This is a genomic window from Bradyrhizobium sp. WSM4874 (assembly GCF_055811835.1).
In genome coordinates, this window is sequence record NZ_JBVVPR010000019.1 from 133,421 (window position 1) to 142,982 (window position 9,562).

Below are 9,562 nucleotides of genomic sequence, written 5' to 3' on the forward strand. Positions count from 1 at the left end.
AGCCTGTCAGCTCTTGGACTTCTCGGCGTCCACCGCCTGCCAGCCGATGTCGCGGCGGCAAAAACCTTCCGGCCAGTTGATGCGGTCGACGGCCTGGTAGGCGCGCCCTTGCGCTTCGGTCACGGTCTTGCCGAGCGCGCAGACATTGAGCACGCGGCCGCCATTGGCGAGGATGGCGCCGTCCTTCTCGACCGTGCCGGCGTGGAATATCTCGGCGGTCTCGACCTCTGAGGCGTCATCGAGCCCCTCGATCCGCGTGCCTTTCTGATAGTCGCCGGGATATCCCTTCGCCGCCATCACCACCGTGAGCGCGGCCTCCGGATGCCAGCGGAGGTCAAAGTTCTTCAGCTGGCCGTCGCAGGCGGCGAGGAAGGCCGGCACGATGTCCGACATCATCCTGAGCATCAGCACCTGGCACTCGGGATCGCCGAAGCGCACGTTGAACTCGAACAGTTTCGGGCCCTGCGTCGTCAGCATGATCCCGGCGTAGAGGATGCCGCGAAACGGCGTGCCGCGCTGCTTCATGCCTGATACCGTCGGCAGAATGATCTTGGCCATGATCGCGTCGTGGATCGCCGGCGTGACCAGCGGCGTCGGCGAATAGGCGCCCATGCCGCCGGTGTTCGGGCCGACGTCGTGGTCGAACACGCGCTTGTGGTCCTGCGCGGACGCCAGCGGAATGGCGGTCTCGCCGTCGCACAGCGCGAAGAAGCTGATCTCGCGGCCCGGCAGAAACTCCTCGATCACGACCTCGGCGCCGGCCTCGCCAAAGGCGCCCTCGAACATCATGGCGATGGCGTCCTCCGCCTCGCGCACCGACTTGGCGACGACGACGCCCTTGCCGGCGGCAAGGCCGTCGGCCTTGACCACGATCGGCGCGCCCTGGCTCTGGACGTAAGCACGCGCATCGGCGGCGTTGGTGAAGCGCTTGTAGGCGCCGGTCGGAATGCCGAATTCGGTGCACAGCGCCTTGGTGAAGCCCTTCGAGCTTTCGAGCTGGGCGGGGATCTTGTCCGGCCCGAACGCCTTGATGCCGGCGGCGGTGAGGTCATCGACGATACCGGCCGCCAGCGGCGTCTCCGGGCCGACCACCACGAGCTCGACCGCATTCGTCTTGCAGAAGGCGATCACGGCGGCATGGTCGGCGACGTCGAGCGCCACGCATTCCGCCTCGCGCGCGATCCCGGCATTGCCCGGCGCGCACCAGAATTTGGTCACCAGGGGAGAGGCTGCGATCTTCCACGCCAGGGCATGTTCGCGGCCGCCGGAACCAAGCAGGAGAATGTGCATCGAAGGCTCGAAATGAGGGGTTTGCTGTGGCGGAGGTCGCATGAATCGGGGTGGGGCTCAAGGGGAAACGGACCACCGACGCTGCAACATTGGCTTCGAACAGTGCAAGGCCAAGCCGGACAAGAGCTTCTTCAGCTCTGACGCCCAACACCAGGTTGATTAAGATCCACTTATTGCGCCGGCTCTAGCCGGGGCGTTCCGTTTGCCTTTTTCCAAAGCTCCACTAATCTTTCGCCTTTAGATTGTTAGTCATGGAGCTATTATGCGCCTCGGTACCATAGCCGTCGCCACCTTTATTGCCAGCGTTCCCCCAGCACATGCCCAGACCGTCGACCTCCCGGGCTTGCTGATGAGCAAGGGGCGTATCGTTGGCTCATCAATGACCCCCGATGGAAAAATCCTGGTCACAGTACAGAACAACACTACCACGTCGTTCTGCTTCTTCAGACGACCAGAGCCCAAAGCTGACTCGGTCATGATGTTTGAGAACTGCTACAGCGTCGGCCCAAAATGAACTAGTGCTCGCGCTGCTTTTCCGCTGTTCAACCCCTGATCCACATACAACAGCGAATTCTTTGGCAAGCCATGACTGAATACAAGCCTCACGGGCAGGACGCGCGAGACGCGCACGCCATCGCTATCGGCAAGATAGCAATGGCATGGAATGAGTACCACTCCATCCTTGGAGAACTCTATTCCGAGTTATTCACGCACGGTCGAAATTGGCAGCTAGCGCTTGCTGCTTGGCATGCCATACCTAGCGATAAAACCCAGCGAGACATGCTTCGCAAAGTCGCGGAGCTAAAATTCAAGGCATCAAGCCGTGAGTTGACGGAGATAAACTGGCTCCTCGAAAAGACGAACGATGTCGTATCTGTCCAGCGTAACATCGGACTGCACACGCTTCTTTGGTCGTTTACCGCAGAAGATGGCGCGCATCTTATTCTCCCTATCGTATCCAACGACCGCACAGCGAAGGCGCTCGCCGACACAAAGATGCTTAGAGAATACGCCCACTACGAGAAGCAGATACGAAAAATGATCGGTTTCGCTGTGGGCATCCAGTTCGCCGTGTCTCCTCGCCGTCGCGGGAAGAAGACGTGGCCTGAGCGCCCGCCCCTCTCGAAGCGGTCTCCCTAGGCTCCCACGATGGAGGACCATCACGGACGCCTCCATGTCTGGATCATGTAGAGCACTGCCAGGATGATATTGCTGCCATAGGCTAAGCCGGCTTCACGCCAGCCATAACGGCAGCGTGCGCCGGAAACGCGCACCACCCCGTCCCGGCCCATGAACGGCGCGAGATGCTTCAGCTGCTCGAAGGGAGATGAATGCTTCGGCGGAATTACGGAGCTACGGTGATAGTGCATTAAATTCCAATGCCAAAGCATCAATCGAAATGGTTTAGTGCACTGTCACCGCAATACATAATGGAGCGATGATGGAGCGATTTGGCGGTGAAGAGAAGCCCTTAGCTGAACTGATGGTTGGCTCGGTCATCGAAGCTAAGAGCGCGCCGCAGCAATGCCATCGTCTGGCAGGTCATTTGGGCGTGACTCACGGTAGGCAAAGCCGTAGCCTCGGGTGATCGTTTAAGTTGTCGTCTGACGCCCGAGATTGTTGATGGATGCCCAAAGCGACGTGCAAGCATCGCGCCCGCCTCTAACCGGCGACAAGGCCCTTGTCTCGATAGATGATGACGAGTTTGGGCTCAATGAAACCATTGCTCGATTGTCCAATACGCTCGCGACTTTGGTTCGTGGCGACGGTTACGCGCTCGGCATTGAAGGCTCGTGGGGGAGCGGAAAATCCACATTCGTCAATTTTATAGGCGAGCAGCTGGAGAGAATCTCAGGACAACGTGTGCTTCGCTTCGAGCCGTGGCTCATCGGCGACAAAAGCGTGCTTATTGCCGCGTTCTTTAGCTTGCTGGCGACCGAGATCGATAGGATCGAAGAATCATCCGAATTCGGGTCGTCCTTCACGTCCTGGCAACTCCGCCGTGCCCGAAGAAAATTGTCTAAGTCTATTCGGAAGTACGGGAGATATATCGGAGCGTTAGCGGGACCTGTTGGCGGCGCCGCATCGCTAGATCCGAGCGGCACCACCGCACTGGCGGCAATAGGTCTTAAGGGGCTTGATAGGCTTATACCGTTCTTCGGAAATGCAGTTCCGCTCGAAAAACTGAAGGCCGAAATCGTTGAAGGGCTGAGAGAGCTGCGACGAACGCATTCGGAAATTAGGTTTAACGTCGTCATTGACGACGTAGATCGTCTGCCTCCTGAAGAGGCTGTAGAGGTCTTGCGCATGGTGCAAAAGGTGGCCGATTTTCCCTGCATCACGTACCTGATCTGCTACGACTCCAACGTGTTGTCGGAGCAGGTCCGCCATACGTTGCAGGTTCAGGATGGCCGTCGCTATACCGAAAAGATACTTCAGGAAGTCATTCACATCCCGCCGCAGGAACCTTTCGCTCTCCGAAGGGCCCTCAAAAGGAAGCTCAAGCAAGCTTTTCCTAAGGAGTTTGAGAGGATTCAAGGAGACCGCGATGCAGAGTACCGGCAACATCTATTTTTTGATATTTGGGGTGGTACCTTTCTAGCAACACCGCGAGACGTCGCCCGGCTATTCGATGCCGTTGCCTTAAGCTGGCCTCTGCTGCCACTCGAGTCGGACTTCTGCGATTTTCTGTGGCTGCAACTGCTGAAGCTCAAATCGTACGAGCTGTATACATGGACTCGCGAGTATCTTCAGAATGTCGGTGCGTATCGCGACGGGGGCCGTGCCGGGGACACCCAGCCTGGCGAAATGGCTCAATCTCTATCAAAGCTGATGGAGAAGCATGGCTGGGCAAGCCGCGCATATCTCTCTGGTATCAATAGCTTTCTACCCGGCGTGGGTTCGTTCGCATTTGATGATGAGAGCAAGCGAAAGGTCTTTGACTTTACGCGTGACGAGCTGAGAAATTTCGAAGCCAAACACAGATTGGGAAGTCCGAGCCACTGGCGGCAATATTTTGCCTTCGAAGCACCATCATACGCGCTGAAGGATGGCGATCTTATCTCATTTCGCAAGGCATGCGCGACCAGCGTAGGAAGAGCCAAGGCGTTCCTGTTAGAGTTGCTAAGGCGGGAGCATGAACGAAGAGGGCACTTCGTTGATCTACTGCTGGATCGACTTTTGGATCAACCAGCGGGCTCACTTTCGACGTCCGAAGCAGATGGCATGGCTTGGGCGTTTGCGCTGACGATGGACGAATTGGCGGTCGAGGCCGTGGGCATCCAGGAATTTGGGAGGAGTGAACTCTGGCGCAAAGCAGTTCATTTGGTGGAGAAGAATAAGCCGTCGGATTTCTCCGACATCGTAACGAGAGGGAAAGCCATCAATTGGCTGTCCCATTTGGTCCGCGATCTGGGCTTTGCCCACGGTCTGCCGAAGGGCAACAGATCCTATCCTGAAAACCAATGGCTCAGCCGTGAGGCGCTTGATGAAGCTGTGATACTCATCACCCGACGATACGAAACGTTCGGTGTGAAGAGGATAATCACCCTGCCGAGCCCCTTGGACGCACTCTATTGCTGGGTTCAGCTCGGCAGCGCGTCCATTGCGAGGCAGTATATCGCTGCAGCAACTCGTGACGATGAGGGCTTTCTAAGTGCTCTCCAGGCGATGCGCGGTTGGCAAAGCAGCTCAGACACGGGCGTAACCCATCCGCTGCGTGATGATGTCGTCGGCCTTTTCCTCGATAAGGGAGAGGCATTCTCGCGTTTGGAAGTGTTGGCAAATGCAGGTCGTCCGCGCGCGATTCGTAAAAAGGCCTCAGCGCTATTGAAAGCGTGGCAAAGAAACGAAAGTGCCAGGCAACCCGTTGCCGAAATAGCAATGGACGATGCAAGCGACGAGTAAGTTATGTGAGAGTACACGGGCAGTCGCCCCACAAGGATTACTGCTTCTCAAGGACGCGATCGAGTCAGTTGCCACCGGGCTCGGTGGAGCAACGGGGCGAGGCGCGGAGCCCTCGGCATAGCGCAGCGGACAGGGGTTCGCAGAGATGTCTAGCAAAATGAAAACTCCTGCTACGAAAAAGACCTGACACGAAACGCAAGCTCGCTACTCCTTTCGAAGCCGACGTCGTTGTTCGTGATAACCAATCGACGGTACAGTCTGACCAATGGCCTACCCCTGCTTCCCCGCAATAATCTCCTGCAACGTCGCCACATGCCGCGCGAACGCGCCGCGGCCCGCCGCGGTCGCGGTGACGGTGGTCTGCGGCTTCTTGCCGACGAAGGCTTTTTCAACCGACACGTAGCCCGCCTTGGCGAGTGTCTCGATATGCGCGCCGAGATTGCCGTCGGTCGCGCCGGTGAGCTTTTTCAGCCGGGAAAACTCCAATCCTGCGGTGGCCGGCAACGCGTTTAGCGCCGCCATGATCTTCAGGCGCAACGGCTGATGGATGATGTCGTCGAGCTCGGCCATCAGATCCGCCGCATCCAGAGGCCGCCGAGGATCAGGCCTCCGCCATTGACGAAGGCCATCCAGAGCGGAAACGCCTCGCCGATGTAGAAATAACCGATCAGCGTCAGCGCGGAGATGCCGAGACCGATCGCGATGAAGGCATAGCCGAACCAGAGACCCGCCAGCGAATAGAACAGCATGAAGTAGAGCGGCCAGAACGTGCCGAGCTGGCGCGGACCGAAATGACCGAGCACGTTGGTGCAGAGATAGCCGAAGGCGAAGAACAGCACGAACACCAGAAGCAGCCTGACATTGAAGGCGGCGCCATGGGAGTGATGCGGCGGATTGAAAATGCGCAGCGCCACCAGACCGCCGGCGCCCAAAGCGTCCGCGGCAACCCAGGCGTAGACCGCATAAATCGGCCAAAGCCAGGTCACGAGATTGGCCGCGAACACCAATATGCCCCACCAGACGGCAGCAAAGCTCGCCAGCTCATAGAGCTGCGATTGCTTCACGCGCTGGACGATGTCGTCGATATCGGCCAGCGCCGCGGACGCCTCCTGGCTGCCGATCATGACTGCCCTGCCCCGCGCGTTGCGACGTCGTCCGCGATGACCGAAATCGCCTTCGGGTTGGTGACGATGCCCATGTGGTTGATGCCGTCGATGATCTTGACGGTCACCGAGGGTTTAATGGCCTGCACGACTTCCGCATATTTATCCGAGATCATCATCTCGTCCTCGGCGCCGCCGAAGATCGTGACCGGCCGTGTCGTCGCCGGAAAATCGATGCGATAGCCGCGCGTCGCGAAATTGCGCATCAGGCGGTCCGAATAGGTGGAGACGAGATACTTTGCCGAAGTCGCGGGCACGGCGAGCGCGAGCACCGGAAGCTGCGAACAGCAGTCGATGCCGAGCTTGCGCAGGGCGGCGAGCGCGAACAGGCGCGGCAGGTCGGCATTGGCCCAGCCGCCGGCATGCGGCTTATTGGTCGGCGCGTCATAACCGAGATAGGGTGCGAGCAGCACCGTGCGCACGAACATGTCCTGCATGATCGGCGTCGCGGCGACGCGCAGCGAGAAGCCGGCGCCGGCGGAATGGCCGATCAAGGTGAGCGGCAGCTCCGGCGCGCTCTTGCGCACCTCGGCGACGAAGTCGACGAGGTCGTCCTCGAGCTGGCCGACATAGCCGATGTCGCCGCGCGTGCCGGAGCCGCCATGGCCGCGGATGTCGAGCGCCCAGGTCTCGACCCCGCGCGAGGCGATGGCATGGGTCAGGGCATGATTGACGGTGCCGCTGGAGCCGGACGAGCCGTGGATGAAGATCGCGCCACGGCCGGTCGCGGGGCCGGAGCCATTTCCGTTCCGATGGGATCGGAACGGGGCTCCGGATTCTTGTTTTGACGCGTTTTCTTCACGCGAACCGGCTTCCACTTCGCTTGAAAACGCTTTGGCAGCGTAGTGGCGGAAGCCGATCCAGGTGCCGTCGCGGGCCTGAAAACGCTCGAGCGGAGGCAGCGTGGACCAGTCGATGCCCTTGGCGGAGTCGGAGACCGATCGCATCTCCGGCGGTCGCTCCAGCGGCGTCGCAATCATCGCGGTCAGGATCAGCGCCACGGCGCCGACCGCACACAGGGCCCATTTCAGTCCGCTTAAGACGCCGCGCAGCAGTCGAATTGCCATGACCACTCCTCTCAAATCGATCAAATATAGAGAACTCTATACTACAGAGTACTCTCTTGATCAATCCCCGGATTGGCGCCGCGCTGCAAAAATCCTTAACGTCGGGTCTGATCCCAACATGCCGAATCGTTTGCCGATGCCTTCAGCGGAACCCCTGCTCAACACGCCCGAATTCACCGTTTCCGAGCTCTCGCAGTCCTTGAAACGGACGGTCGAGGACACCTACGGCCATGTCCGGGTCCGCGGCGAGATCTCCGGCTTCCGCGGGGCTCACTCCTCCGGCCATTGCTATTTCGCGCTCAAGGACGAGAGCGCCAAGATCGAGGCGGTGATCTGGAAGGGCGTGCACGGCCGCATGCGCTTCAAGCCCCAGGAGGGGCTCGAGGTCATCGCCACCGGCAAGCTCACGACCTATCCGGGCTCCTCGAAATACCAGATCGTGATCGAGGCGCTGGAGCCGGCCGGCATCGGCGCCCTGATGGCGCTGATGGAGGAGCGCAAGAGGAAGCTCGCCGCCGAAGGCCTGTTCGACGAGGCGCGCAAGCAGCTTCTGCCGTGGCTGCCGGAGGTGATCGGCGTCGTGACCTCGCCGACCGGCGCCGTGATCCGCGACATCCTGCATCGGCTCGAGGACCGCTTTCCGCGCCACGTGCTGGTGTGGCCGGTGAAAGTTCAGGGCGAAGGCTCGGCCGAGCAGGTCGCGGCAGCGATCCGCGGCTTCAACGCACTGCCGGAGGGCGGCAAGATTCCGCGCCCCGACGTGCTGATCGTCGCGCGCGGCGGCGGCTCGCTGGAGGATCTGTGGTCGTTCAACGAGGAGATCGTGGTCCGTGCCGCGGCCGAGAGCATGATCCCGCTGATCTCGGCGGTGGGGCATGAGACCGACATCACGCTGATCGATTTCGTCGCCGACAAGCGCGCGCCGACGCCGACGGCGGCGGCCGAGATGGCGGTGCCGGTGCGCAGCGATCTCTTTGTCGAGGTCGGCGATCTCGGGCGGCGCACCCGGTCCTGCTGGCAGCGCGGCCATGAAAGCCGTCGCAGCGAGCTGCGCGCGGCCGCGCGCGCGCTGCCGGCCGCCGGCGATCTGCTGGCGATCCCCCGGCAACGGCTTGATTCGGCGGGTGCGTCCCTGCCCCGCTGCCTCAAAGCCAACACCCACGCGCATTTCCGCAGGTTCACCGCCGCAGGCGCCAAGCTGACGCTGCGGGTGCTGCACGGCCAGATCTCGCAGGCCGATCATCGCCTCACCGTGTGCGGCGAGCGGCTCGGCCTTTCCACCCGCTCGCTGCTGCGGCGGCGGCGCGACCGCTTTGCCGGGCTGGAGGTGCGCTTGCGCGCCTCAAAGCTCTCCAATGCGCAGGCGCAGCGCAATGCGATTGCGCGCCAACGCGAGCGCACGCATCGCCTTGCCGAGCGCGCGGGCCGCGCGCTGGTGACGCTGTTGCATCGGCTCGATGCCCGCGTCGAGAACAGCGGCAAGCTGCTCTCCGCGTTGTCCTATCGCGGCGTGCTCGCGCGCGGCTTTGCGCTGGTGCGCGACGAGGCCGGCCATCCCCTGCATTCGGCGGACGCGATCGGGCCCGGCGCAAGGGTCGAGATCGAGTTTGCGGATGGCCGTGTGGGTGCAACCGCGGATGCGGATCGTGCAGCACCGACGGCAAAGCGGGCGCCTTCGCAAGCCAAGCCGGCGGCGCAAGAGACAAAGCCCGCGCCAAAGCGCGTGGGCAAGCCGGTGGATCAGGGGAATTTGTTTTAGAGGCGCGAGGGCGTCGCGCCACCCTCGCCGTCATTCCCCGCCTTGTGCGCAATTGCGCACTGGAGCGGGGAATCCAGTACGCCGCGGCTTCTCGATCAATCACAGCCGTCTCGGCGTACTGGATCGCCCGGTCAAGCCGGGCGATGACAGTGCGGATGTGGGACGCGTGCCACGAACTCGCTGTCGTCCCGGCCTAGTGCGCAATTGCGCACGGGGGCCGGGACCCATACCGCGTGATCTATCAGTTGCGCGTGGTATCGGTCCCGAACGACCAGTCTTCGCCAAACCTCTCCCTGTGGTTATGGGTCCCGGCCCCCGTGCGCAATTGCGCACTAGGCCGGGACGACGTTGGGAGAGAGTGCGCCTTACACGTCCGT

Annotated in this window: 8 protein-coding genes; 4 read left to right on the plus strand and 4 right to left on the minus strand. The window is 61.2% G+C overall.

Annotation, left to right across the window (positions count from 1 at the left end):
* Window positions 1-6: 6 nt before the first annotated feature.
* Window positions 7-1,290, minus strand: a complete 1,284-nt coding sequence (gene purD / locus AC0L3P_RS20820) for a phosphoribosylamine--glycine ligase (protein WP_473304554.1) — start codon at window positions 1,288-1,290, stop codon at window positions 7-9.
* A gap of 262 nt (window positions 1,291-1,552) precedes the next feature.
* Here purD and AC0L3P_RS20825 point away from each other — a divergent pair, with 262 nt between their 5' ends.
* The 3 genes from AC0L3P_RS20825 (at window position 1,553) to AC0L3P_RS20835 (ending at window position 5,196) form a co-directional block, all read left to right on the plus strand.
* Window positions 1,553-1,804, plus strand: coding sequence for a hypothetical protein (locus AC0L3P_RS20825; protein ID WP_354255206.1), 252 nt, complete (start codon window positions 1,553-1,555; stop codon window positions 1,802-1,804).
* 71 nt (window positions 1,805-1,875) lie between these two features.
* Window positions 1,876-2,430 carry a hypothetical protein gene (locus AC0L3P_RS20830; protein WP_473304557.1) on the plus strand — a complete coding sequence of 185 codons (555 nt, stop codon included), beginning with the start codon at window positions 1,876-1,878 and terminating at the stop codon, window positions 2,428-2,430.
* A gap of 483 nt (window positions 2,431-2,913) precedes the next feature.
* A complete protein-coding gene (locus tag AC0L3P_RS20835) occupies window positions 2,914-5,196 on the plus strand; it encodes a KAP family P-loop NTPase fold protein (RefSeq protein ID WP_473304559.1) in 2,283 nt (760 codons plus the stop codon).
* Between the two features lie 270 nt (window positions 5,197-5,466).
* Here the strand turns inward: AC0L3P_RS20835 and AC0L3P_RS20840 are convergent, their stop codons facing one another.
* From AC0L3P_RS20840 to AC0L3P_RS20850, 3 genes are read right to left on the minus strand one after another with little or no spacing between them, the layout of a single operon-like run.
* Window positions 5,467-5,766 (minus strand): winged helix-turn-helix domain-containing protein, encoded by a 300-nt coding sequence (locus AC0L3P_RS20840; protein ID WP_018453460.1) that lies wholly within the window; start codon window positions 5,764-5,766, stop codon window positions 5,467-5,469.
* Complete coding sequence (locus tag AC0L3P_RS20845) at window positions 5,766-6,320, minus strand: hypothetical protein (RefSeq protein WP_473304563.1); 555 nt, start codon at window positions 6,318-6,320, stop codon at window positions 5,766-5,768. Before AC0L3P_RS20845 ends, AC0L3P_RS20840 begins: the two co-directional genes overlap by 1 nt.
* The gene (locus AC0L3P_RS20850) at window positions 6,317-7,426 is read right to left on the minus strand and encodes an alpha/beta hydrolase (RefSeq protein ID WP_473304565.1); all 1,110 of its coding nucleotides are present in this window, start codon (window positions 7,424-7,426) and stop codon (window positions 6,317-6,319) included. The genes AC0L3P_RS20845 and AC0L3P_RS20850 overlap by 4 nt, the downstream gene beginning before the upstream one ends.
* 136 nt (window positions 7,427-7,562) lie before the next feature.
* Between AC0L3P_RS20850 and xseA the strand changes: the two genes are divergently transcribed.
* On the plus strand, window positions 7,563-9,185 hold the full coding sequence (gene xseA, locus AC0L3P_RS20855) for an exodeoxyribonuclease VII large subunit (RefSeq protein ID WP_473304567.1): 1,623 nt from the start codon (window positions 7,563-7,565) through the stop codon (window positions 9,183-9,185).
* Window positions 9,186-9,562: the final 377 nt, after the last annotated feature.

What these genes read in the sequence shown, in the direction of transcription:
- purD (WP_473304554.1), bottom strand. Translation starts at nt 1,290, where the DNA reads ATGCACATTCTCCTGCTTGGTTCCGGCGGCCGCGAACATGCCCTGGCG.
- AC0L3P_RS20825 (WP_354255206.1), top strand. Translation starts at nt 1,553, where the DNA reads ATGCGCCTCGGTACCATAGCCGTCGCCACCTTTATTGCCAGCGTTCCC.
- AC0L3P_RS20830 (WP_473304557.1), top strand. Translation starts at nt 1,876, where the DNA reads ATGACTGAATACAAGCCTCACGGGCAGGACGCGCGAGACGCGCACGCC.
- AC0L3P_RS20835 (WP_473304559.1), top strand. Translation starts at nt 2,914, where the DNA reads ATGGATGCCCAAAGCGACGTGCAAGCATCGCGCCCGCCTCTAACCGGC.
- AC0L3P_RS20840 (WP_018453460.1), bottom strand. Translation starts at nt 5,766, where the DNA reads ATGGCCGAGCTCGACGACATCATCCATCAGCCGTTGCGCCTGAAGATC.
- AC0L3P_RS20845 (WP_473304563.1), bottom strand. Translation starts at nt 6,320, where the DNA reads ATGATCGGCAGCCAGGAGGCGTCCGCGGCGCTGGCCGATATCGACGAC.
- AC0L3P_RS20850 (WP_473304565.1), bottom strand. Translation starts at nt 7,426, where the DNA reads ATGGCAATTCGACTGCTGCGCGGCGTCTTAAGCGGACTGAAATGGGCC.
- xseA (WP_473304567.1), top strand. Translation starts at nt 7,563, where the DNA reads ATGCCTTCAGCGGAACCCCTGCTCAACACGCCCGAATTCACCGTTTCC.